The sequence below is a fragment of the Campylobacter sp. RM16188 genome (genome assembly GCF_012978795.1).
GTDB classification, from domain to species: domain Bacteria; phylum Campylobacterota; class Campylobacteria; order Campylobacterales; family Campylobacteraceae; genus Campylobacter_A; species Campylobacter_A canis.
Genome location: NZ_LIWQ01000008.1, coordinates 107,321 through 130,423, shown reverse-complemented (window position 1 = coordinate 130,423; position 23,103 = coordinate 107,321). Strand labels below are relative to the sequence as shown.

The 23,103-nt window shown below is 39.5% G+C and carries 20 protein-coding genes, 1 tRNA gene and 1 pseudogene; 14 read left to right on the top strand and 8 right to left on the bottom strand.

Annotated features, from left to right (window positions below):
• The 6 genes and pseudogenes from CDOM16188_RS06285 to CDOM16188_RS06260 all read left to right on the top strand — a co-directional run.
• Positions 1-1,393: pseudogene (locus CDOM16188_RS06285) on the top strand (DNA-directed RNA polymerase subunit beta'); the annotation flags it as partial.
• An 86-nt stretch (positions 1,394-1,479) separates the two neighbouring features.
• Complete coding sequence (locus CDOM16188_RS06280; protein ID WP_172200391.1) at positions 1,480-1,869, top strand: DoxX family protein; 390 nt, start codon at positions 1,480-1,482, stop codon at positions 1,867-1,869.
• Positions 1,870-1,959: 90 nt separating this feature from the next.
• Positions 1,960-2,349 (top strand): 30S ribosomal protein S12, encoded by a 390-nt coding sequence (gene rpsL, locus CDOM16188_RS06275; protein ID WP_169940604.1) that lies wholly within the window; start codon positions 1,960-1,962, stop codon positions 2,347-2,349.
• Between the two features lie 74 nt (positions 2,350-2,423).
• Complete coding sequence (gene rpsG / locus CDOM16188_RS06270; RefSeq protein WP_169940601.1) at positions 2,424-2,894, top strand: 30S ribosomal protein S7; 471 nt, start codon at positions 2,424-2,426, stop codon at positions 2,892-2,894.
• Between the two features lie 12 nt (positions 2,895-2,906).
• Positions 2,907-4,985: an elongation factor G gene (gene fusA, locus CDOM16188_RS06265; protein ID WP_172200389.1), complete on the top strand. Its 2,079-nt coding sequence runs from the start codon at positions 2,907-2,909 to the stop codon at positions 4,983-4,985.
• 255 nt (positions 4,986-5,240) lie between these two features.
• Positions 5,241-5,317: transfer RNA gene (locus CDOM16188_RS06260), tRNA-Arg, on the top strand.
• Between the two features lie 353 nt (positions 5,318-5,670).
• Here CDOM16188_RS06260 and CDOM16188_RS06255 read toward each other — a convergent pair.
• The 7 genes from CDOM16188_RS06255 to CDOM16188_RS06225 form a co-directional block, all read right to left on the bottom strand.
• Positions 5,671-6,444 (bottom strand): creatininase family protein, encoded by a 774-nt coding sequence (locus CDOM16188_RS06255; protein ID WP_172200386.1) that lies wholly within the window; start codon positions 6,442-6,444, stop codon positions 5,671-5,673.
• Between the two features lie 10 nt (positions 6,445-6,454).
• Positions 6,455-7,831, bottom strand: a complete 1,377-nt coding sequence (locus CDOM16188_RS06250; RefSeq protein WP_216656243.1) for a cytosine permease — start codon at positions 7,829-7,831, stop codon at positions 6,455-6,457.
• Positions 7,832-8,129: 298 nt separating this feature from the next.
• A complete protein-coding gene (locus CDOM16188_RS06245) occupies positions 8,130-8,495 on the bottom strand; it encodes a YtxH domain-containing protein (RefSeq protein ID WP_172200383.1) in 366 nt (121 codons plus the stop codon).
• Positions 8,496-8,634: 139 nt separating this feature from the next.
• A complete protein-coding gene (locus CDOM16188_RS06240; RefSeq protein ID WP_172200380.1) occupies positions 8,635-9,171 on the bottom strand; it encodes a hypothetical protein in 537 nt (178 codons plus the stop codon).
• Positions 9,172-9,261: 90 nt separating this feature from the next.
• Complete coding sequence (locus tag CDOM16188_RS06235; RefSeq protein ID WP_367649339.1) at positions 9,262-10,179, bottom strand: ABC transporter ATP-binding protein; 918 nt, start codon at positions 10,177-10,179, stop codon at positions 9,262-9,264.
• Between the two features lie 5 nt (positions 10,180-10,184).
• Positions 10,185-11,735 carry an iron ABC transporter permease gene (locus tag CDOM16188_RS06230; RefSeq protein WP_172200374.1) on the bottom strand — a complete coding sequence of 517 codons (1,551 nt, stop codon included), beginning with the start codon at positions 11,733-11,735 and terminating at the stop codon, positions 10,185-10,187.
• On the bottom strand, positions 11,736-12,737 hold the full coding sequence (locus CDOM16188_RS06225) for a Fe(3+) ABC transporter substrate-binding protein (RefSeq protein WP_172200371.1): 1,002 nt from the start codon (positions 12,735-12,737) through the stop codon (positions 11,736-11,738). It lies immediately after the preceding gene.
• Between the two features lie 154 nt (positions 12,738-12,891).
• Here CDOM16188_RS06225 and CDOM16188_RS06220 point away from each other — a divergent pair, with 154 nt between their 5' ends.
• On the top strand, positions 12,892-13,266 hold the full coding sequence (locus tag CDOM16188_RS06220; RefSeq protein ID WP_172200368.1) for a rhodanese-like domain-containing protein: 375 nt from the start codon (positions 12,892-12,894) through the stop codon (positions 13,264-13,266).
• 163 nt (positions 13,267-13,429) lie between these two features.
• Here the strand turns inward: CDOM16188_RS06220 and CDOM16188_RS06215 are convergent, their stop codons facing one another.
• Positions 13,430-14,533: a CinA family protein gene (locus tag CDOM16188_RS06215; protein ID WP_172200365.1), complete on the bottom strand. Its 1,104-nt coding sequence runs from the start codon at positions 14,531-14,533 to the stop codon at positions 13,430-13,432.
• A 128-nt stretch (positions 14,534-14,661) separates the two neighbouring features.
• Between CDOM16188_RS06215 and ileS the strand changes: the two genes are divergently transcribed.
• The 7 genes from ileS to CDOM16188_RS06180 all read left to right on the top strand — a co-directional run bounded on the left by ileS (position 14,662) and on the right by CDOM16188_RS06180 (position 23,090).
• A complete protein-coding gene (gene ileS, locus CDOM16188_RS06210; protein ID WP_172200363.1) occupies positions 14,662-17,421 on the top strand; it encodes an isoleucine--tRNA ligase in 2,760 nt (919 codons plus the stop codon).
• Between the two features lie 96 nt (positions 17,422-17,517).
• Complete coding sequence (gene gatA, locus CDOM16188_RS06205) at positions 17,518-18,876, top strand: Asp-tRNA(Asn)/Glu-tRNA(Gln) amidotransferase subunit GatA (protein WP_172200361.1); 1,359 nt, start codon at positions 17,518-17,520, stop codon at positions 18,874-18,876.
• 2 nt (positions 18,877-18,878) lie between these two features.
• The gene (gene guaB, locus CDOM16188_RS06200) at positions 18,879-20,327 is read left to right on the top strand and encodes an IMP dehydrogenase (protein ID WP_172200359.1); all 1,449 of its coding nucleotides are present in this window, start codon (positions 18,879-18,881) and stop codon (positions 20,325-20,327) included.
• Complete coding sequence (locus CDOM16188_RS06195; RefSeq protein WP_172200357.1) at positions 20,327-21,436, top strand: homoserine O-acetyltransferase; 1,110 nt, start codon at positions 20,327-20,329, stop codon at positions 21,434-21,436. Before guaB ends, CDOM16188_RS06195 begins: the two co-directional genes overlap by 1 nt.
• Positions 21,426-21,629 carry an exodeoxyribonuclease VII small subunit gene (gene xseB / locus CDOM16188_RS06190; protein ID WP_172200355.1) on the top strand — a complete coding sequence of 68 codons (204 nt, stop codon included), beginning with the start codon at positions 21,426-21,428 and terminating at the stop codon, positions 21,627-21,629. Before CDOM16188_RS06195 ends, xseB begins: the two co-directional genes overlap by 11 nt.
• Positions 21,622-22,431: a carbon-nitrogen hydrolase family protein gene (locus CDOM16188_RS06185; protein ID WP_172200353.1), complete on the top strand. Its 810-nt coding sequence runs from the start codon at positions 21,622-21,624 to the stop codon at positions 22,429-22,431. Before xseB ends, CDOM16188_RS06185 begins: the two co-directional genes overlap by 8 nt.
• Complete coding sequence (locus tag CDOM16188_RS06180) at positions 22,428-23,090, top strand: ThiF family adenylyltransferase (protein ID WP_172200351.1); 663 nt, start codon at positions 22,428-22,430, stop codon at positions 23,088-23,090. Before CDOM16188_RS06185 ends, CDOM16188_RS06180 begins: the two co-directional genes overlap by 4 nt.
• Positions 23,091-23,103: the final 13 nt, after the last annotated feature.

Below are 23,103 nucleotides of genomic sequence, written 5' to 3'. Positions count from 1 at the left end.
AAAAGAAAACGAAAGTATAGTTGAGGTTATTAAAGAGGGTTGGAACGTACCTAATCGTATCCCGTTTGCAAGCGAGATAAAGGTAAAAGACGGAGATCCTATAACTAAAAAGATAACCGCAGGTGCAAACGGAGTGCTTAAATTTTATGTCCTTAAGGGCGACTATTTAGAGCGTATAAGAGATATAAAAAAAGGACATTTAGTAACCGAAAAGGGCCTATTTGTAGTTGTAGCCGATGAGGAAGATAGGGAAGCGGTTCGTTACTATATACCTAGAAATTCGGTCATAAAAGTAAACGATAGCGATATAGTAGTGTCTAAAACGATCTTGGCTGAGCCTTCGGATGCAGAGAGACTTATTATCGCAGAGTGGGATCCGTACTCAACTCCTACGATAGCCGAAGAAGCAGGAACGGTAACTTATGAGGATATCGAGCCTGGGTATTCTGCTGCCGAGCAGTATGACGAAACAACCGGTCAAAGCCGTTTGGTTATCAACGAATACTTGCCTTCAGGCATCAAGCCTACGATAGTTATCGCGACAAAAGACGGAAAATTTATCAGATATCAGCTTGAGCCAAAGACCGCGATATTTGTAAAAGATGGAGCTAGTGTAGAGCAGGCTGAAATTTTAGCTAAGACTCCAAAGGCGGTAGCAAAATCAAAAGACATCACCGGAGGTCTTCCTCGCGTTAGTGAGCTTTTTGAAGCAAGACGCCCGAAAAATACCGCTATCATTGCAGAGATTGACGGTGTTGTTAGATTTGATAAACCTCTTCGCTCGAAAGAAAGAATTATCATCGAGTCAGAAGACGGCACAACCGCTGAATACCTGATAGATAAAACTCGTCAAATTCAAGTAAGAAGCGGGGAGTTTATCCATGCAGGCGAGAAGCTAACAGATGGTCTGATCTCAAGCCATGACGTGCTTAGAATTTTAGGCGAAAAAGCGCTTCACTACTATCTGATAAGTGAAATTCAACAAGTTTATCGCTCTCAAGGCGTTGCGATTGCCGATAAGCATATCGAGATCATCGTTTCTCAGATGCTAAGACAGGTTAAGATCATAGACAGCGGAGATACAAATTTCATCGTTGGAGATATGGTTTCACGCGCAAGATTCAAGGAAGAAAACGAAAGAATTATGCGCATGAGCGGAAACCCTGCCATAGCAGAGCCTATCTTGCTTGGTGTTACAAGGGCTGCTATAGGAAGTGATAGCGTCATATCTGCCGCATCTTTCCAAGAGACTACGAAAGTCTTAACAGAGGCAAGTATTGCTGCTAAATTTGACTATCTTGAGGATCTAAAAGAAAACGTTATTTTAGGTCGCATGATACCTGTTGGAACAGGTCTTTATCAAGATAAAAAAATCAAGCTAAAACAAAACTAACATTTTGCTCCGCCTTTAAATTTGGCGGAGCTTTTAATCAAATTCTATTTTTAACAAATAAAACATCAAAATTTAATCGGAGTAATATGAAAAATTTAGATTTAGGAATTCTTGTTGCAAGACTTGGTCTTGGAATTTGTGTTTTGACACACGGATTTAGCAAAATCATGAACGGAATCGGCGGAGTAAAGGCTATCCTTACTAAAGCAGGCTTACCTGAATTTATGGCTTATTTCGCGTATGTCGGAGAAGTTTTGGCTCCATTGATGATAATTTTAGGAATTTTTTCAAGGATAGGAAGCGTCTTGCTTCTTGGGACATGCCTTACTATTTTGTATTCATTTCACGGTCTTGCAAATTTGTTTGAGCTTACTAATGTCGGTGGATTTAAAGCCGAAATCGTATATCTTTATATGACTCTTGCTTTGTCTATTTTATTTACGGGTAGCGGCAAATACGCATTAAAAGCTGATTAAATTTCAGCAAAAATACAGGATTTACATTAATTTAAGTTGTATTTAAATATAATTAGGTCTTTTTAATAAATTTAGTCGAAAGGAATTACTGTGCCAACCATAAATCAATTGGTCAGAAAAGAGCGTAAGAAAGTGATTGTAAAATCAAAATCACCTGCGCTAAAAGAGTGTCCTCAAAGAAGAGGCGTTTGCACGAGAGTTTATACTACAACTCCGAAAAAACCAAACTCTGCTTTGAGAAAAGTTGCCAAGGTTAGATTAACTAGCGGCTTTGAAGTTATTAGCTATATCGGCGGTGAGGGTCACAACCTACAAGAACACAGCATTGTGCTAGTTCGCGGAGGAAGGGTTAAGGACTTACCGGGTGTTAAATATCATATCGTTCGCGGTGCTCTTGATACGGCCGGTGTTGCAAAAAGAACGGTTTCACGTTCTAAATACGGTGCTAAACGTCCTAAAGCAGGCGCAGCAAAGAAATAAAATTAGGTTCGCAGACGCGCTTTTAATTTAGTTGCGTTTGAGTAAAATTTATAAAAATTTGAAGGAATAATCAAATGAGAAGAAGAAAAGCCCCTGTAAGGGAAGTTTTACCTGATCCGATTTACGGAAATAAAGTAATCACTAAATTTATTAACTCGCTTATGTATGACGGCAAAAAAAGCGTAGCCACCGAGATTATGTACGGTGCTATCAAAGCTATTGAGAAGAGAAACAGCGAAGTTAAAGGCATAGATGTTTTTAACGATGCTATAGAAAACGTAAAGCCTATCATGGAAGTTAAATCACGTCGTGTGGGCGGTGCTACATATCAAGTTCCTGTTGAGGTTCGTCCTGCACGCCAGCAAGCTCTTGCAATCAGATGGATAATCGGCTATGCAAGAAAAAGAAGTGAAAGAACTATGATAGATAAGCTTGCTAACGAGCTACTTGATGCTGCAAATTCAAAAGGTGCATCTTTTAAGAAGAAAGAAGATACTTACAAAATGGCAGAGGCTAATAAGGCATTTGCTCACTACCGCTGGTAAGAAGGAAAATTCATGTCAGATAGAAAAACCCCACTTCATATGGTTAGAAATATCGGTATTGCCGCTCACATAGATGCTGGCAAAACGACTACTAGCGAGAGAATTTTATTTTTTACAGGACTTAGCCATAAGCTTGGCGAGGTTCATGACGGCGCTGCTACTATGGACTGGATGGAGCAAGAGAAAGAAAGAGGTATCACTATAACTTCTGCGGCTACTACCGCTTATTGGAAAGAGCATCAAATAAATCTTATCGACACTCCGGGCCACGTTGATTTTACTATTGAAGTTGAGCGTTCTATGCGTGTTCTTGATGGAGCGGTTTCGGTATTTTGTTCAGTTGGTGGTGTTCAACCTCAATCTGAAACGGTTTGGAGACAAGCTAATAAATACCGCGTTCCAAGAATAGTTTTTGTAAATAAAATGGACAGAATCGGCGCAAATTTCTTTAACGTTGAAGAGCAAATTAAAAATAGGCTAAAAGCAAACCCTGTGCCTATCCAAATTCCAATAGGAGCTGAGGATAACTTTAAAGGCGTTATCGATCTTGTAAGGATGAAGGCGTATGTTTGGGAAGATGAAAGTAAGCCTACAACTTATGTGGAAAAAGAAATTCCTGCCGAGCTAGCAGAAAAAGCGAACGAATATAGAAATAAGCTTGTTGAAGCTGTTTCTGAGACAGATGATAGCTTGATGGAGAAATTCTTTAGCGGTGAAGAGTTAACCGAAGAAGAGATTAAAAAAGGCATAAAAGCTGGTTGTTTAAGAATGAGTATGACGCCTATGCTTTGCGGAACTGCGTTTAAAAACAAAGGAATTCAGCCTTTGCTTGACGCTGTTGTCGATTATTTGCCTGCTCCTGATGAGATCGAGGCTATAAAGGGTCAGTATGAAGACGGTCAAGAGGTTCTTGTAGAATCAACTGATAACGGCGAATTTGCGGCTCTTGCATTTAAGATTATGACAGACCCGTTTGTAGGACAACTTACTTTTATACGTGTTTATCGCGGCGAGCTTGAGAGCGGAAGTTATGCTTACAATACCGTTCAAAGCAACAAAGAAAGAATCGGTCGTCTTTTAAAGATGCACTCTAACAAAAGAGAAGAGATTAAAGTTCTTCACGCAGGCGAGATCGGTGCCGTAGTCGGTCTTAAAAATACGCTTACAGGAGATACTCTTGCAAGTGAGAAAGATAAAGTAATACTTGAGAAGATGGACTTCCCTGAGCCTGTTATTTCTGTTGCGGTTGAGCCAAAAACAAAAGCCGACCAAGAGAAAATGGCACTTGCACTTCAAAAGCTTGCACAAGAAGATCCGAGCTTCAGAGTAGGAACAGACGAAGAGAGTGGTCAAACAATTATATCTGGTATGGGCGAGCTTCATCTTGAGATTATCGTTGATCGTATGCTTCGCGAATTTAAGGTTGATGCAGAGGTTGGTCAGCCACAAGTTGCATATCGTGAGACAATCCGCAAAACAGTTGAGCAAGAGTATAAATATGCTAAACAATCAGGCGGACGTGGTCAATATGGACACGTATTCTTGCGTCTTGAGCCACTTGAGCCGGGTAGCGGCTATGAGTTCGTTAATGATATTAAGGGCGGTGTGGTTCCTAAAGAATACATCCCTGCTGTTGATAAAGGTTGTAAAGAGGCGCTTCAAAACGGTGTTCTTGCAGGATATCCGGTAGAGGATGTTAAAGTTACGTTGTTTGACGGAAGCTACCATGAAGTGGATAGCTCCGAGATGGCGTTTAAGCTTGCTGCTTCAATGGGCTTTAAAGAAGGTGCTAGAAAAGCGGGAGCAGTTATCCTTGAGCCTATGATGAAGGTTGAGGTTGAAACTCCTGAGGATTATATGGGTGATGTTATCGGCGATCTTAATAAGCGCCGCGGACAGATCAGCTCTATGGATGAAAGAAGTGGTAATAAGATTGTTACGGCATTCTGCCCACTTGCTGAGATGTTTGGTTATTCAACGGATCTTAGAAGTCAAACTCAAGGTCGTGCTACGTATTCTATGGAATTTGATCACTATGAGGAAGTTCCTAAAAACGTATCCGAAGAGATTATCAAAAAGAGAAATGGCTAAAATTTCGGGCGAGGTTTTCTCGCCCTTTTTAAATTTATCAACCAAAATAGATTTACTTAAAACAATAAAATTTTATATCGTAGTATTTAAAGTTGCTATAAATAATCAAATAGGTTTGAATAGAGTTATTCTTGATTTTTACAGAAAATAGAAATTTATTATAAAAAGAGTCTGTAAAACCTATTTTAAAAAAATATAAAAGAATTTATATTTTTGTTTTTAAACTGAATTTGATGTACTTTGTATTCTTTAAATGTCCTCATAGCTCAGCAGGATAGAGCGCAAAATTCCTAATTTTGAGGCCGTGAGTTCGAATCTCGCTGAGGACACCACCTTCTGATTTTTGATACGAATTAAGTAAAATACTATTGCATGCGAGATAGAGGACGTATATTTGCGCTTTAACTGAGAATAAATATGAATAAATTTATAAGGATATACTTGCAATCTCTTATTGAATGTTTGATGTTTTAATTTTTAAATAATTCTCTTATTCTTAGAGTAGTTTTTACCATGGATTAAATTCAAATATTAATTTTATAAAATTTTACTTATTAAGTTCTGCCTAATATTGTATTTTAGTATAAAATTATCAAATTTATTAATTTTTTTGATTTCAAATGGTTATTTAAATTTATTATTATAAAAATATGTCCGCAAAAATTGCATTGCGGACATATTTAATTTACTTTCTATGATCGTATTTCCACTCTCTTTTTTCAAAGTTTTTAATGAGATCTACGACGTAATCAGTAACACAATCAAGCATTTTCTGACCTTTTTCTAAAGTAGCCTTTGTGTTATCTCCGGTTGCTCCAGTCTGGCTTATCTCTTTTATATCCCATATTATAGTTGCAAATTCACCCATATCAATTACATCGTTTGGCATTTGGCATTTAGCGTATTTTAAATCTACAAGTTCCGGCTTAACTGCCATAGTTATAGAAGTCTCACCTTCTCCGCCGTGTCCAAGCCCGTCCCATACATCAAAAACACCTTTCAGTCTTGCTCCCGTTATGTTCCACCATGCCGGAATAAACACCAAAACAGCATCTTTATGTCTATCTTTTACTTTTCTTGCTGCGATTTCAAGAGCCGGGATGTTTCCATCGTGACCATTTAGTATGATGATATGTTTTATTCCGTTATTTATAAGGCTTTCAAACATATCTTCAGCTATTGCGATAGTGGTTTCAAATCTAAGCGTTATTGACATAGGAAATTGATTGTAATGGATAGAAGTTCCAAACGGAACGCCAGGTACTACGATCGTGCTATCAAGCTTTCTTGCGGCTCTTTTGGCTATTTCTTCTGGCACAAATAAATCAGGACCAAGCGGCAAGTGTGACCCATGACTTTCGCAGCTTCCAAATATCGTTATCGCACTATCTATCTCTTTGTTTTTAAATTTTTCAATCAATTCTCTGGTACTAAATTCATTCAAAACTACTTTTTTCATAATCTCTCCTTTATTTTTTGATGTAATTTTTAATTATAGGGTATATTACGATTGTTATTATAAGAGCCACAAGTCCTGACGGCAATCCAAATGGTAGTGGTAAAAAGTACTGGAAGATAAATCCAAGAGCTGCACCTATGATAAAGGATATTACTCCTGCAGGGTGATAATCTGGCTCTTTGTCAAACGCCTCTATGTCATAATTTTGTTTTTTTACTAGATAATAATCCGCAATAATAGGACCTGCCAAAGGAGGCGCAAAAGTACCCAGTATGGTTATAAAATCTGCAAAAAATATCTGATAAAATGCAAGCGAGCCAAGTATGGTTCCTAATATACCTGCTATTAAAACAAGAGTTCTTCTATCCAAATTTATGCCATAAGATGACAACACTGGACCCGTATAAAGCGAGTTGCAGTAAAGCTCGGCATTGTTTGTTGTCCAAAGAGAAGCTGTCCATGCTACAACACCAATAAGGGCTAATAATAGCGACTTTGTAAGCATCCACTCTACGTAATTAAACTGCCCTACTGATACGGCGCCTATATACCCTACTATGTTTAATATAGGATTTGTGAAGATAAAACACGCTAAAACTCCTGCTATGACTGCTTTAACGGATTTGTTGAATCTAAACAGATCAACTCCCATTACCGCTCCTGCTATCCAGCTTCCAACCACTACGGTAATCGCATTTCCAAGACCAAGACCGCCTATATCTTTTGTCTTTTCAAAGAATGAATTTAGTCCGCCACCCTCTTTAAGCATTCCGTATCCTACTATTACGGCTATTATTAAGATTACGGGGCTTATGGGAATAGCTATGGCTTCAAGCGCTTTGATGCCTATATATGCAGTTACGGTAAAAACTATGCCGAATATAAAGCATGCTAAAAATACTTCAAGCGTTATAGGTGCTATACCGCTATATCCTATGCTTGCAGGATCAAATACGGTTATTCCGGTAGGATTGCCGATAAATGAACCCCAAATTTGACCAACCATGCCAGTGATACTAGCAAACCAGCCAAGAGTTAAAAGAGCCATGATGGTAATAGGCAAATTTGCACCCTTTATCCCGTAAGAGTATCGCGAGATAAGAGCTAGACTCATACCGGTCTTTTGAGCCGCTATACCAAGTAGGGCGGTAATGACGCTAAGCGAGCCCATTCCCAGAATAATAGCCCATATAGCCGTTGCAGGCGATACTCCAGGCTTGTTTCCAAAGCCTGCAAGTACGCCACCTACAAATAAACCCGTAACGACATATCCAAAACCGACCCATACCATTACTTGGTTAAAAGTCGGTCTGCGCTCACTCATAGGAACGGGCGAGAGCATTCTTTCATTATCGCTACCGTTAATATTTAGCTTAGAAGCACTCATATAAAACTCCTTTCATGAAAGATTTATGCTTGGTTTGATTATATCACATTAGTTTTTATGCTTTAAATTTTGTTTTGTATGTTGGATTAAATTTTGTATTTGTGTTTTCGATAATACTCATCGGTTAAAATTTAGCTAAATTTATAAATTTTAAGCTTTGTTCAAGCTCTTTGTGATTTAAATTTAAAAAATAAATATTGTAGTTTTAAATCATAAATAAACTTATGTAAATTTAGGTGATCGAGAGATTTAAGTGTAGGAATTTGCAAAGTAGGCGAGCATTCTCGCCTTTATAAATTTAAGTTCTGATAATTCCGTCGTCAATAGGATCTTTATTTATCTCATCCATCTTCTCTTTGGCGTTATCTAGTATTTCATTTGCTTTTTCCTTAGCGCTGTCTATAGCGTCTTTGGTGATATCTTTAGCTTCGTTTGCGATCTCTTTTCCTTTGATTAGCGCTTGATCGGTGATATCTTTAGCGTTTTGTCTGAAATTTTCAGTCTTTTTTAAAGCCTCATTTGCTACATCGGCACCTTTGTCTATGGCTTCATTTACGATGTTCTTAGCGCTTTCAACAGCATTCTTAGCCTTTTGTTTATCGCTATCTGAACAACCTAAGAATATAAGCATCAATATTGACATAGGTATTAAAATTCGTCTCATTACAAATCCTTTTTAAAATTTAGGCTATTGTATATAAATAAAGTTAATATAGCTATTTTTATTTTGTTAATATTATAAGAAGTAAAAAAGAGTAAAAGCGATAGCCGAGCGCCATCGCTTAGTTTGTAAATTACGATATTTAATTTTTTAGTTTATCGACGCCTTCTTTTGTCTTATCCATGGCTTTTTCACCGATATCTTTAGCACCTTCTTTTATATCCTGCATCTTTTCGCCGGCTGCATCTTTTATCTCCGAGGCTTTTTCTTTCGTAGCGTCTATAGCGTCTTTTGTCATCTCTTTTGCTTTCTCGCCTGCATTCATAGTTTTTTCTTTTGCGCTATCCATCATATCGGCAGCTTTTTCTTTTGTTTCTGTTGCTACTTCTTTGGTTTTATCTATGGCTTTTTCAGCCATATCTTTAGCAGCGTCTTTCATCTCTACCGCCTTTTCTTTAGCCTTATCTGCCATTTCAGCACTCTTATCCATAGCTTTGTTCGCCATATCTTTTGTTGCCTCTTTGGCATCATTTGCCATCTCTTTAGTTTTATCAACCGCTTTTTCCGTCATCTCTTTTGTGGCTTCTACTTTATCTTTAACTTCTTTTTTGCTGCTGTCTGAACAACCGGTAAGCAAAAGCATTGATATGACCGCTAGGGAAATTAAAATATTTTTCATACGAAATCCTTTGTGTTAATATTTAAGAATTGTATATCAGTAAAGTTAATGGGAGTGTTTTTGTTTCATTTATAAATTTGTGATTTAAATTTAAACCAAGTCAAATTTAAAATTCTCTTTGATATCCAAATTTGAACTAACGATAGCTTTGAATTTAATCCCTTCAAAGTCTAAGAATAGCTCATAAAATGCGCCCAAAAACTGAGCCTTTAGAATTTTTGCCTCATAAGTTTTACCCTGCTTTATCTCTTCAGGACGAAACATAAAATTTCTATCCTGAAGCCAGCTTTGAAATTCGCTTGGTAAATTTGTCACCATATCTTTATCTATACAGTTCATATCCCCTAGAAAAAGCGCTATTTCTCTAGTTTGAGGATGAAAATATAAATTTTTAGGAGTGTCTATGGCTAAAATTTTGCCGTTTTTTATAAGGGCTATTTTATCACTTAGTAAAAACGCATCTTCCTTATCGTGAGTCACCATTATCGCGCTAAGGGAGTTTTGCTTGATCATATCTCTTAGCTCCAGCCTAAGGCTGCTTCTTAAGTTATGGTCTAAATTTGCAAACGGCTCATCAAGCAACAAAAGTTTTTCTCTATTGGCTACTGCTCTTGCAAAGGCGACTCTTTGAGCCTGTCCGCCTGAAATTTGATCGCACAATTTATCTTTTAGTTCGCTTATCTTAAATTTTTGCAAAAGCTCTTTTATGCGATCTTCTCGCTCATTTTTAGGCATTTTAAAAAGGGCAAATTCGATGTTTTTATAGACATTTAAATGCGGGAAAAGCGCATAGTTTTGAAACATCATCGCAACACCGCAAACATCGCAAAATTCTATCTCTCCGCTATCTTTGCTTTCCAAATTCGCAATAATTCTAAGCAGAGTGCTCTTGCCACACCCGCTCTCTCCTAAAATGCTTAAAATTTCGCCTTCATTTAGCGTTATGTTTATATCTTTTAAAATTTGTAGATTGCTAAATTTTTTATTTAAATTTTTGATTTTTAAAATTTCCATTATGATTTTTTCCTAGATATTATTTCAAGCCAGACCACTGCAACAAGCGATAGCAGAACTATCAGTAAAGATGGCAATGCAGCCGCGTAAAGTCTCTCATCGGTCGCATAAAAAAACGCCCTTATGCTAAGCGTTTCAAAGCCAAACGGACGCAAGATGAGGCTGAGCGGAAGCTCTTTGATGATGTCGATAAAAACGACTATCAGCGACAAAAAGAAAAAATGGCGCAGTAGCGGAAAATGAACCTTGAAAAACAGAGTAAATTTTGATCTGTTTAAAAGCAAGCTCGCATCATCAATGCTGCTTGGAATTTTAGAGTAGCCGCTTTCTACGGCATAGATTGAAGTGGCTAGAAATCTTACTATATAGCCAAATATCAGAACGATAAAGCTAGATGAGAGAAGTTGAAGGCTGAAATTTCTATCTATAAATCCAAATACGATAATCACGCAAAGCCCTATGCTGGCTCCCGGCAGTGCATATCCGAGTGAGGTTGCTTTGAGTAAAAAAGTATTTAGCCTCTTATCTTTTATGATGCGCGTCGCAAACACCAAAAAAAAGCTAATCGCAGTTATCAAAACCGCACTTACGCTAGCCATTAAGAGCGAGTTAAAAGCCATTTGCACGAATTCAAATTTGAACGAGCCGATAGTCTTAACGCTCCAATAAACAAGCCAGATAAAAGGAAATAAAAACGCAAGGCAAAATAGCACAAAGCACCATAAAAAGGCAGCTGCCGAGCCAAATTTGCTAAGTTTGATTTTAGCGGTGAGCTTTGATGTGTTGTGGGTGTTGAAGCTGTATCTTTTGGAGTTTTTATTAAAATGCTCAAATATCATGATGATGAAGACAAATACCATTAGCATCGCCGCAAGAACAGATGCCGAGTAAGAATCGCCCATGTCAAACCATAGCTTGAAAATTCCCGCGCTAAACGTTTCAACTCCGTAATACGCAACCGTTCCGTAATCGCTAAGCGTCTCCATGAGTACAAGCATCGCTCCTCCTATGATTGCGGGGCGAGAGATGAAGATGGCGACTTTATAAAAAATTTGAAACTGGCTTAATTTGTAAATTTTACAGGTGTCAAATATCGTTTGAGATTGCGTTTTAAAAGATGTTTTAGCAAACATATATATGTAAGGATAAAGCGACATAGCTAGCACAAATATCGCGCCGTAAATATTCATAAACTCAAATCTAACGCCAAAAATTTTATGAAAATATCCGCCGTATTCCATGATGCCTACGTAGCAAAAGCTAAATATGTAAGCAGGTATGGCAAGTGGAAGCATTAGGGCATATTCAAAGAAATTTGAAAGAGGAAATTTGTAGTTAGCCACTATCCACGCAGATATCGTAGCTATGATGATGCTAAGGGTTAAAACTCCGATGGCTACAAAAAATGTTCCTTGAACATACCTTAAAAATAGATACTGGAAAAAGTGCCCAAGCAGCGAATAATCGCCGAAGGAAATTTCAACAAATATACTAAAAATCGGGATTAAGATGATAAGGGCGATAAAAATCGCCCAAAATTTGATATTCACTTATTTCCAGCCGACCATATCGTAGATTTTGACGGCTTCTTTGATATTTTCGCCAACTTTATATAGCGGAGTTGTGTCTTCTTTAAATGTTCCAAAAGCTTTAATCACATCGCTTGCTTCAACTTCTTTGTTGATCGGATATTCGTAGTTAATGCCCGCAAATATCTTTTGAGCTTCAGGGCTAACTAAAAACTCCATAAATTTAACGGCGTTTTCTTTATTTTTAGACGCTTTTGTAAGTGCGATACCGCTTATATTTACGTGAGTTCCTCTATCCGCTTGATTTGGGAAGATCACGCCTAAATTTTTAGCCACTTCTACATCTTCAGGTTTTGGAGATGTAAGCATAAGTCCGATGTAATAAGTGTTCATAACGGCTACTTGACCCTCTCCTGCAAAGATAGCCTTAGCTTGATCCCTATCACCGCCTTTTGGATCGCGAGCTAAGTTTTTAAGCGTGCCTTCAGCCCATTTTTTAGCGCCTTCTACTCCTTCGTTAGCTATGATTGACGCTAGAAGAGATCTATTGTATCCTGAAGTTGCGCTTCTTATTAAAAGCTTGCCTTTAAGCTCAGGCTTTGTAAGATCGTCGTAAGTTTTTATACCGCTTGGATCGAAATTTCTCTTATCGTAGGCGATGATTCTTGCTCTTTTTGAGATAGCAAACCATTGGTTTTCATTATCTCTGTATTGAGAAGGTATCGTCTTTTCTAGATAGTCTGATTTTACAGGTTGTAAAAGATTTTTTTCCTTGGCGTTAAAAAACGTTCCAACATCAGCCGAGATGAAAAGATCCGCTGCAGAAGTGTCGCCTTCAGCTTCAAGCTTTTTAATAAGCTCTCCTGCTTTTGCTTGAGTTGCATTTACTTTGATACCTGTTTTTTGCTCAAACAGCTTGTAAATTTCATTATCCGCATCGTAGTGTCTGGCAGAGTAGATATTTACCTCTGCAGCCAGTGCAAAGCCCGCTAGCAGGCTAAGTGCCAATAAACTTTTTTTCATATTTATCCTTTAAAATAATATTTTTTTGTAATGGTAGCATTTATTTCTTATTATAATATTAATTATCATAAAGGACGAAATTTGATTAAATTTATCTTTTATTTACTGTTTTTTATAATAATACAACGAAAATTTTTATTAAAAGAGTAAAATTATGAAAAAACTTATTGTATTATCCATTCTAGCCTCTCTTGCGGTAGCCAAGATAGAGCATGTCAATGTAACGCCTGATAATATCAAAAACTACGAGCAGATAGTTGATATAAGAACCCCTATGGAGTGGCGTCAAACAGGTGTTATCAAAGGAGCACAGCTCATTACTTTTGATCCTTATAATAAAGATGGATTCTTGCAAGAGCTTTCTAAGAAATTTGATCTGAAAAAACCTATCGCGATAATTTGCAGAAGCGGTAGCAGAAGCTATAATGCAGCCTCAATGATCGATTCAGAAGAGATGAATATCATAAATTTAAACGGTGGTATGGGGAGCCTTATAAGACAGGGATTTAAAACCGAACCTTATAATTAGAATTTATTTTAGTCGAAATTTTACCTTAGCTTTTTGAGCTTATAAAATTTGTAATTTTCGGCTTAGTAAATTAAAATTTTACTAAGCCGTTTTTAATTCTATTTTTATAAAAATAGTTCTGTATTTTCAGCAAAATAGATATTTTCAGATAAATTTTGGCGATTTAAATTTGTCTAAAAAATAGCCTTGGTCTTAGTTTTAGTAAGCAAAGATAAGCGTGCAGGGCGCTTTGCTCTCTGATATAGCCTCTATCGCCTTTTAAATTTAGCCTTTCAACGATACTGCTTCCGTCCTTTGCAAGTGCACCTACAAATACCGTTCCGACCGGCTTTTCTTCGCTTCCGCCGCCAGGTCCTGCTACACCGCTTGCCGCAAGTGCAAAATCAGCTCCGCTTGATGTAAGTGCGCCGCTTAACATCGCTTCTACGCACTGCTCGCTAACTGCGCCGTAAGTTTTAAGCACTTCATCGCTAACCCCAAGCCAGTCGCGCTTTATCCCATTTGCATATGTCACAAGTCCGCCGTCAAATGCCGCAGATACTCCTGCCGTGGCTGTAAATTTTGCTGCGATAAGACCTGCGGTGCAAGACTCTGCAAATGTGATTTTAAGCTCGTTTTTAATCAAAATTTTAGCGATATGCTCTATGAAATTTCTGCCTAAAATTATTTTGTTTGAAAATAGATTGACCGCACTTTCTATAAAGCCTTTTGTTTGACCGAATTTATTGGCTTCTGCGCGTACTATTATCAAATTTTTAGTGATTTCCGAGAAGTGAATTTGAACCTCGTAAGTTTTGGCTATCGGCTCAAGCAGGATCTTCGCACTCTCTTTATCGATATCGACTAAATTAAAATACTCAAAATTTAAATTTGGCTTGATGAGAATTTCAGGAAGCTCGCAAGTCGGATTTGCCTTAAGTAAATTTACTTGCGTTGTGTTTAAATTTATTAAAAAGCTATCTTTTGAAACCTTAACAGCCTTGCTTAAGGCAAGCGTATTTTCATCTTTTAGCTCAAGCTTATCCGAGCTTAAAGTGGCTAAAATTTTAGCCACCGTCGCGTATGTTTCATCGGAGCTAAATATCGTAAGAGTGTCAAATTTAAGGCATAGTTTTTCTATGATAAAGGGCAGCTCTTTGTCGCTTTTATCGGCGAAATTAAACTCCCCAAGCTCTTTGAAATGAGCCTTATAAAAGCTAAAAATATATCCCAAAAAAGCGGCATTTATGCTTAAATCTTTCCCGATTATTAAAAGTGCATTTTTCATAAAAACCTCCTTAATTTTTGAAATTATATCACAAAAAAATCCACTAAATTTTTAGCTTAAAGCTCTATTTTCAGTAGCCTTTAATCACTGCTTAGATAAAATTTGCAAATTTAAAACAAGGTAAAAGTATGGATTATAAAGATACGCTCCTGCTTCCAAGCACGGAGTTTCCTATGCGCGGCAACCTGCCGCAAAATGAGCCTGAACGGCTGGAAAAATGGTATGGCGAGCGAAATATCTACTCCAAGATGAAAGCTAAACGCCAAAAGGCTAAAAAGAGTTTCAACCTTCACGACGGACCCCCTTACGCTAACGGAAATTTGCACATCGGACACGCGCTTAATAAAACACTCAAAGACATCATCACTAAGACTCACTATTTCTTTGGCGAAGAGATCCGATATACTCCGGGCTGGGATTGCCACGGCTTGCCGATAGAGCAGCAGGTCGAAGTAAAGCTCGGTGAGAAGAAAAAGGAGATGAGCACAACTCAGATCAGAGAGTTTTGTAGAGAGCATGCAAGAGAGTTTATAGGGATCCAAAAAGAGGGATTTAAGCAGCTTGGCATAGTCGGCGACTGGGATGATCCTTATCTTACGATGAAATTTAAATTTGAGGCTGAAATTTACAAAACGCTTTGTAAAGTAGCTAAGCGCGGACTTTTGATAGAGCGAAGCAAACCTGTTTATTGGAGTTGGGCGGCGAAATCAGCCCTTGCGGAGGCTGAGGTAGAGTATGAAGACAAAGAGGACTATAGCATCTACGTAGCCTTTAAACTAGGCGAAGAGGCGCTTAAAAAACTCGGCGTAAAAGAAGCGCGAGCGGTTATCTGGACTACGACTCCTTGGACGCTTCCTGCAAACCAAGCCATCAGCTTAAACCCAAATGAAATTTACGTAATCACAAGCGAAAATTTGATATTTGCCAAAGAGATGATTGAAGAGCTTGTTAAAGAAGGGCTTACTAAAGGCGAGATCGTTAAGGAATTTAAAGCCACAGAGCTTGAAAAACTACATGCGATAAATCCTCTAAACGACCGCGAGTCTAAATTTATCCTCGGAGAGCACGTTACTATGGACGGAGGAACGGGTCTTGTGCATACGGCTCCCGGACACGGCGAAGATGACTATCACATAAGCTTAAAATACGGCATCGAGGTTATCATGCCGGTAGATGAGGGCGGACTTTACGACTCTACACTTAGAACTAAGAAGCTTTTCCGCGCGGACGTAGTGGATGAGCTTGTCGGTATACATATATTTAAGGCTAACGAAAGAATTTTAGAAATTTTGGGCAAAGATCTGCTAAAGGTTAGCAAATTTACCCACTCTTATCCGTTTTGCTGGAGAACTCATAAGCCTGTTATTTATCGCGCTACAAAGCAGTGGTTTATCGCTATGGACGAGCCAAAGATAGATGGAAAAACTCTAAGAGAGGTTGCTTTAAGCGAGATAGAAAAGGTGAAATTTTATCCTGTAAGTGGCGCAAGAAGGATAGGGCTCATGGTTGCCAATCGCCCTGACTGGTGTATCTCTCGCCAAAGGGATTGGGGTGTGCCAATCGCGTTTTTTAGGGATAAAGAGACGAAAGAACCGATATTTGACGATGAGGTTTTGGAATTTGTAGCCAAAATTTTTGAAGAAAAGGGAGCTGACGCTTGGTGGGATATGGAAATCAGAGAGCTTCTAGCCCCAAATTCCAAATATGACCCGCAAAAATTAGAAAAAGTAACCGACATCCTTGATGTTTGGTTTGATAGCGGCAGCACTTGGTCTGCGGTTTTAAAAAGCGGCGATTATGATGCAGGCGGTTATCAGGCGGATATGTATTTAGAGGGTAGCGACCAGCATAGAGGGTGGTTTCAAAGCTCGCTTCTTTTAAGCTGTGCAGCCGAAGGCAAAGCTCCTTATAGAAGTGTTTTAACTCACGGCTTTACCGTTGATGAAAACGGACAAAAGATGAGTAAGAGCAAGGGTAACGTCGTAGCGCCTCAAGATGTGATCAAAACTTACGGCGTTGAAATTTTACGCCTTTGGGTTGCTCTGAGCGATTATTCAAGCGATTTAAAAATCAGCGACAATATCCTAAAACAAGTTAGCGAGCAGTACCGCAAGATAAGAAATACGATAAGATTTTTGCTTGCAAACGTAAACGACTTGCAGGATTTGCAAACCTCAAATTTCAATATCCTTGATAAATGGATACTAAGCCGTGCCAGAAGAGCTTTTAGCGAAGCTGAAGCGGCATTTAGAAATTATGATTTCTCAAAGGGCTTTAGCCTGCTTATGAATTTTTTAAGTGCGGATTTGAGCGGAATTTATCTTGATATCAGCAAAGACAGGCTGTATTGCGACGGCAGTGACGATGATCGCAGAAGATCGGCTCAAAGCGTTATGGCTATCATCACAAGAGTTCTTTTGCCGCTCATTGCGCCGACACTTACGTATACGGTCGATGAGGTTATGGACTATGCACCTGAGATTATCAAGAATGGAGCCAAAGACGCATTTGATCTTGAGTATGCGCCGATTGAGTTTGAATTTGAAGTGGATGACGAGCTTTTGGTTCAAAGCAGAGAGAAATTCTTTGAGCTTATAGACGTGCTTAAAAAAGATAAAAAGATAAAATCAACCCTTGAGCTAGTGCTTCAAACCAGCTCGAATTCTATCTTAAGCGAAGATTTGGATGAGATAACGGATTGGTATATGGTAAGCGAGATAGAGAGTCTTGACGGCAAAGACAGTCTGGCTGAATTTGAAGTCGGGCATGATAAATTTAAGCTTGTAATGTCAAGCAAATTTAAGTGTCCGAGGTGTTGGAAATTTACCGCTAAACATGACGGCGAAACTTGCCCAAGATGTGAAAGGGTGCTAAAAAATGCTCTCTGAGCCGATCAGCTTTAGCATCATCGTAATCACCATCGCTACTATTTTATGCATAGTCGGCATCGGGATAGTTTTAGTAAATAAATTTAAGGAAAACAGATGATAACTTTAAAAGAGGCTTTAAAGCTCTCAAAAGAGGAGATAAGATCACTAAGAAGCGAGCTTGAAGCAAAGATTGCGTCCGAGAAAAAGCTTGGAGCTTATGTGGAGCAGCTTGCGAATTTACCGATATCAAAGCTTGGAGAAGGCATTCCTATAGCGATCAAGGACAATATCCAAGTAAAAGACTGGAGCATAACATCATGCTCTAAAATTTTAGAAGGCTACGTAGCGCCTTACAACGCAACCGTCATAGAAAAGCTTTTAGAAGGGAATTTAGCGCCTTTTGGCAGGACCAATATGGACGAATTCGCGATGGGAAACACTACTGAGAGCTCGATATACGGCAAAACCTTAAATCCGCTAAATCACGCTTGCGTTGCAGGCGGAAGTAGCGGCGGCTCTGCGGCTGCGGTAGGCGGCGGTATAGCCATAGCCGCACTTGGTAGCGATACCGGCGGTAGCGTGCGTCAGCCTGCGGCATTTTGTGGATGTGTCGGCTTCAAACCGACTTATGGACGCGTAAGCAGATACGGTCTTGGCGCTTATTCAAGTAGTTTAGATCAAATTGGTCCCATAACTCAAAACGTAGAAGACGCCGCAATACTTTATGATATCATCGCAGGGCATGACGAAAAAGACAGCACAAGCGCAAATATCGAATATAAAAAAGTAAGCCAAAATTTAAACGGCGAGCGAAAGCTAACTATTTGCGTTATAGAAAACTACGTAAATGAAGCAAGCGAAGAGACAAAAAGAGAGCTTTTAAGAGCGATTGATATCTTAAAAACGGCAGGACACAAGATAGTTTATAAAAATTTGGAAAACTCAAAATGCGATATAGCGACATATTATATCATCGGAACCGCCGAAGCGAGCGCAAATTTAAGCAGATTTGACGGTATAAGATACGGCAGACGCGCAGAGGCTAAAAATTTAAAAGAACTTTACATTAATTCTCGCTCCGAGGGCTTTGGCGATGAGGTAAAAAGACGAATTTTGCTAGGAACCTTTGTGCTTAGTAGCGGATATTACGACGCTTACTACATCAAGGCTCAAAAGGCGCGCGCATACACGAAAGCAAGATATGAAAAAATTTTAAGCGAATGCGATCTCATGTTAATGCCCGTATCGCCTACCGTGGCTCCAAAATTTGGAGAGCTTGCAGACCCGCTTAAAGCATACCTTGCAGACATTTATACCATTAGCGTAAATCTAGCAGGCCTTCCTGCGATATCAGTGCCTGTTGCAAAGACAAGTGACGGACTAAATGTCTCGGCTCAGCTTATAGGCAGGGCTTGGGACGAGCAGACACTACTTGACGGAGCGTATAGTTTAGAGAATTTGATAAAAGGATAAAAATGAAGATAGTTAAAAGAGCTTTAACCTTTGAAGATGTGCTTTTAGTCCCGCAATACTCTGAAATTTTGCCTAAAGAGGTGAGCGTAAAGACCGTTTTTAGCAAGAATATAAGCTTAAATATCCCGCTTATCTCAGCAGCTATGGATACGGTTACTGAACACAGGACGGCTATCATGATGGCACGTCTTGGAGGTATCGGCGTCATACATAAAAACATGGACATAGCCTCGCAAGTGCGCGAAGTAAGACGGGTGAAAAAGAGCGAAAGCGGTGTTATCATCGATCCTATATCCATACGTCCTGACGCAACGGTCGGCGAAGCTTGGGCACTGATGGCGGATCTTCATATCTCGGGCGTGCCAGTGGTTGATGAGGCAAATAAGCTTATAGGAATTTTAACCAACCGTGATCTTCGCTTTGAAACCGATCCGAAAGTGCTTGTAAAAGAGCGAATGACAAAGGCTCCTTTGATAACCGCTCCAAAGGGTTGCACGCTTGATGAAGCAGAGAAAATTTTTCACTCAAATCGCGTAGAAAAGCTTCCGATAATAGACGAAAACGGACATTTAGAAGGACTTATAACCATAAAAGACCTTAAAAAACGTAAAGAGTATCCAAACGCCAACAAAGACGGCTACGGCAGACTCAGAGTGGCAGCAGCTATCGGAGTAGGGCAGATAGACCGTGCAAGAGCGCTTGTGGAAGCGGGAGTTGATGCGATAGTTATGGATTCTGCTCACGGACACACGAAAGGTATCATCGATACACTGAAAGAGATAAAGGCAAATTTTAACGTAGATGTAGTCGTGGGAAATATCGCAAATCCTGCCGCCGTTAAGGACTTAGCGCAAGCAGGAGCTGACGGCATAAAAGTAGGTATCGGACCAGGATCGATTTGTACTACAAGGATCGTAGCAGGCGTGGGCGTGCCTCAAATTTCAGCCATTGACGACTGCGCAAACGAAGCTAAAAAATATGGCATTCCCGTTATCGCAGACGGCGGTATCAAGTATTCAGGCGATTTAGCCAAAGCGCTTGCCGCAGGTGCAAGCAGTATCATGGTGGGAAGCTTGCTTGCGGGTTGTGACGAGAGTCCGGGCGAGCTTATAACCTTCCAAGGACGCCAGTACAAAACCTACCGCGGCATGGGTTCAATAGGCGCGATGAGCAAGGGAAGCTCGGATAGATATTTTCAAGAAGGTACCGCTCAAGATAAACTTGTGCCCGAAGGTATCGAAGGTCGCGTTCCTTATGTGGGCAGCATCAAAGATGTAGTGCATCAGCTGCTTGGCGGATTAAGAAGCGCGATGGGATATTGCGGCTCAAAAGATATCTTAACGCTTCAAGAAAAGGCGGAATTTGTAGAAATTACGAGTGCGGGGCTTAAAGAAAGCCACGTTCATGACGTAGTTATCACGCATGAAGCGCCGAATTACAAAGTCAATTAGTGCTAAATTTAAAAACAGGCAAAGAGAAATTCGACGAGCCGCTCTACCTTGAGAGCGGTCGAATTCTCTCAAATTTTGAGCTTGTTTATGAAACCTACGGAAATTTAAATCAAAATAAAAGCAACGTCATTGTCATCTGCCACGCGCTTACGGGCTCGCACCATGCGGCGGGATTTTATGAAAACGAGCAAAAGCCCGGCTGGTGGGATAGCTTCATAGGCGAGGGTAAAGCGGTTGATACGAATAAATTTTTTGTCATCTGCGTAAATATCTTGGGCTCAAATTTCGGCTCGACAAATCCGCTTAGCATAGAAAAAAGCACAGGCAAGCAGTATCGTTTGCGATTTCCCGTTTTAACGATAAGCGATGTGGTAAAAGCTCAAATGAAGCTCTTTGAAAGGCTTGGCATCAAGCAGGCTCACGCAGTTATCGGCGGAAGTCTTGGCGGTATGCAAGCGCTTTGCTTTGCGATAGAATTTCCAAAATTTGCAAAAAACGTAATAATCATGGCAAGCACCTACCAGACCAAGCCTTGGGCGATCGCGTTTAATAAAATCGCAATTGAGGGAATTTTACGCGATAGGGAGTTTAAAGACGGCGAATACGATCCTGTTGATATCGCCGAGAGCGGACTTGTCGGCATGGCGCTTGGCAGGATGGCAGGTCACATAAGCTTTTTAAGCCCTGAGTCCATGGACGTGAAATTTGGCAGAAACTATGTAGAAACCGACGGACTTTACGAGCTTACGGGACGCTTTCAAGTGGATAGATATATGGAGTATAACGGGCATAATTTCCCGAAGCGCTTTGATCCGCTAAGCTATCTTTATATCGTTAAGATGATGAATATCTTTGACTGCACGAGGCACTATGATAGCCTTGGCGATGCGCTTTCACAAATTCGCGCGAGACTTACGCTTATATCATTTAGCGGCGATATATTATTTCCGCCAAGTTGCATGAAGGAGATGGCTGATGAGATTGCCAAGCTTGAAAAACCTTGCGAATGCGAGTATATACAGATAGATAGCAACTACGGACATGATGCGTTTTTGGTTGAAGTTGATAAATTTGAAAAATATGTAAAAAGGGTTTTGGATGCAAAATGATGAAAATTTAAAAGAAGATAGTTTTGAATCAAAGCTGATAAAGGCGAATGAAATTTTAGAGAAGTTAAACAAGGATGATTTAAGCTTAGAGCAGAGTGTAAAGCTTCACAAAGAGGGCAAGAGGCTGCTTGATGAGGCTGGGGAAATTTTACAAAATGCAAAACTTCAGATAAAAGAGATATCCAATGAGTAAAATTTGCGCCCTACAACTTCCCACTCAGCCTATCAGCGACTTAAGGCTTGATTATTATTTTAAGATGTGTGCAGATAGCGGCGCGAAGCTTGTCGTGCTCGGAGAATACGTGCTAAACAGCTTCTTTAAAGAGCTTGAAAGTATGCCAAAAAGCATCATAAAAGAACAAAGCGAGATCAAGCGCGAGACATTGGCGAAATTCGCAAAGAGATACGATATCACGATCATCGCTCCTATCGTATTAAGCAGAGGCAAAGAGCTTATAAAGGCGGTCGGTAAATTTAGCCCGAATCAGACTAAATTTTTTAAACAGCAAATTTTGATGCCGTATTCTCATTGGAACGAAGCGAAATTTTTTACAAATTCTCAAAACGACTCTGATGATAAATTTGAGTTTTTGACATTTACTCACGAGAAGATAAAATTTGGCGTGATGTTTGGTTATGAAGCTCACTTTGATGCGTGTTGGGCGTATATGATGAAAAAGCGAGTTGATGTGGTGCTTATGCCGTCAGCTTGCACGTTTTTTAGTCGGGCTAGATGGGAGGAGCTCTTAAAAACTCGCGCGTTTACGAATAATCTTTATATCCTGCGAGTTAATCGTGTCGGAAATCACAAATCAAACGACGAGCAGTGGAAATTCTACGGAGACAGCATGCTTATAAATCCGCTTGGCGATATCGAGGCGAGGCTTGGCAAAAACGAAGAGATGTTGCTTGTAGATGTAAGCAAAAAGGAAGTTACTAAAGCAAGAAGTATGTGGGAATTTGGATGCATTATAAATAAAAGGAAATTTATATGAACTATTTTCATAGACAAATTCAGCTTTGGGGCGAGGAGACGCAAGCGAATTTGGCAAGCAAAAGCATAGCTATCATCGGCTCGGGCGGACTTGGAAGTTCGCTTGGATATGCTCTTAGTTCAAGCGGGATAGGCGAAATTCACATTGTCGATTTTGACGAAGTGAGCGTGCATAATATCCACCGCCAAATTCTTTTTGATATGGGAGATGAGGGCAAATTTAAGGCTGAAATTTTTAAAAGTCGCCTTGAGCGAAGATATGACGGCGTAAAGATAACGGTTCATGCTTGTAAATTTGATGAATTTGCGACTAAAGGGCTTAAATTTGATCTTATCGTTGATGCTACCGATAATCTAAAAACAAGAGCTCAGATAAACGAATACGCAAAGAGCTTGGGCGTGCCTTGGCTTTACGGGTCTGTTGAGAGCTTTCACGGACAGGTTTGTCTGTTTGATAAAGCTTCGCTAACTTCTGCTTTTGCGGTTTCAGATATCAAACCCGCAGGCATCGCCGCTCCTATAGTTATGTTTATAGCTAGCTTTCAGGCAAATTTGGCTCTTAGATATCTTGCGGGTTTAAGCGTACAAAAAGACCTGCTTTATTATCTTGATATGAGTAGCGGCGAGCTAAATTTGCGTAAATTTAAGCTTCCAAAATAAGGCTTAAGACAAG

Bases quoted from the DNA above. Each gene is read 5' to 3' on its own strand.
- CDOM16188_RS06280 (WP_172200391.1), top strand. From the start codon at position 1,480: ATGAAAAATTTAGATTTAGGAATTCTTGTTGCAAGACTTGGTCTTGGA.
- rpsG (WP_169940601.1), top strand. From the start codon at position 2,424: ATGAGAAGAAGAAAAGCCCCTGTAAGGGAAGTTTTACCTGATCCGATT.
- fusA (WP_172200389.1), top strand. From the start codon at position 2,907: ATGTCAGATAGAAAAACCCCACTTCATATGGTTAGAAATATCGGTATT.
- CDOM16188_RS06255 (WP_172200386.1), bottom strand. From the start codon at position 6,444: ATGAAAAAAGTAGTTTTGAATGAATTTAGTACCAGAGAATTGATTGAA.
- CDOM16188_RS06250 (WP_216656243.1), bottom strand. From the start codon at position 7,831: ATGAGTGCTTCTAAGCTAAATATTAACGGTAGCGATAATGAAAGAATG.
- CDOM16188_RS06245 (WP_172200383.1), bottom strand. From the start codon at position 8,495: ATGAGACGAATTTTAATACCTATGTCAATATTGATGCTTATATTCTTA.
- CDOM16188_RS06240 (WP_172200380.1), bottom strand. From the start codon at position 9,171: ATGAAAAATATTTTAATTTCCCTAGCGGTCATATCAATGCTTTTGCTT.
- CDOM16188_RS06225 (WP_172200371.1), bottom strand. From the start codon at position 12,737: ATGAAAAAAAGTTTATTGGCACTTAGCCTGCTAGCGGGCTTTGCACTG.
- CDOM16188_RS06220 (WP_172200368.1), top strand. From the start codon at position 12,892: ATGAAAAAACTTATTGTATTATCCATTCTAGCCTCTCTTGCGGTAGCC.
- CDOM16188_RS06215 (WP_172200365.1), bottom strand. From the start codon at position 14,533: ATGAAAAATGCACTTTTAATAATCGGGAAAGATTTAAGCATAAATGCC.
- ileS (WP_172200363.1), top strand. From the start codon at position 14,662: ATGGATTATAAAGATACGCTCCTGCTTCCAAGCACGGAGTTTCCTATG.
- gatA (WP_172200361.1), top strand. From the start codon at position 17,518: ATGATAACTTTAAAAGAGGCTTTAAAGCTCTCAAAAGAGGAGATAAGA.
- guaB (WP_172200359.1), top strand. From the start codon at position 18,879: ATGAAGATAGTTAAAAGAGCTTTAACCTTTGAAGATGTGCTTTTAGTC.
- xseB (WP_172200355.1), top strand. From the start codon at position 21,426: ATGCAAAATGATGAAAATTTAAAAGAAGATAGTTTTGAATCAAAGCTG.
- CDOM16188_RS06185 (WP_172200353.1), top strand. From the start codon at position 21,622: ATGAGTAAAATTTGCGCCCTACAACTTCCCACTCAGCCTATCAGCGAC.
- CDOM16188_RS06180 (WP_172200351.1), top strand. From the start codon at position 22,428: ATGAACTATTTTCATAGACAAATTCAGCTTTGGGGCGAGGAGACGCAA.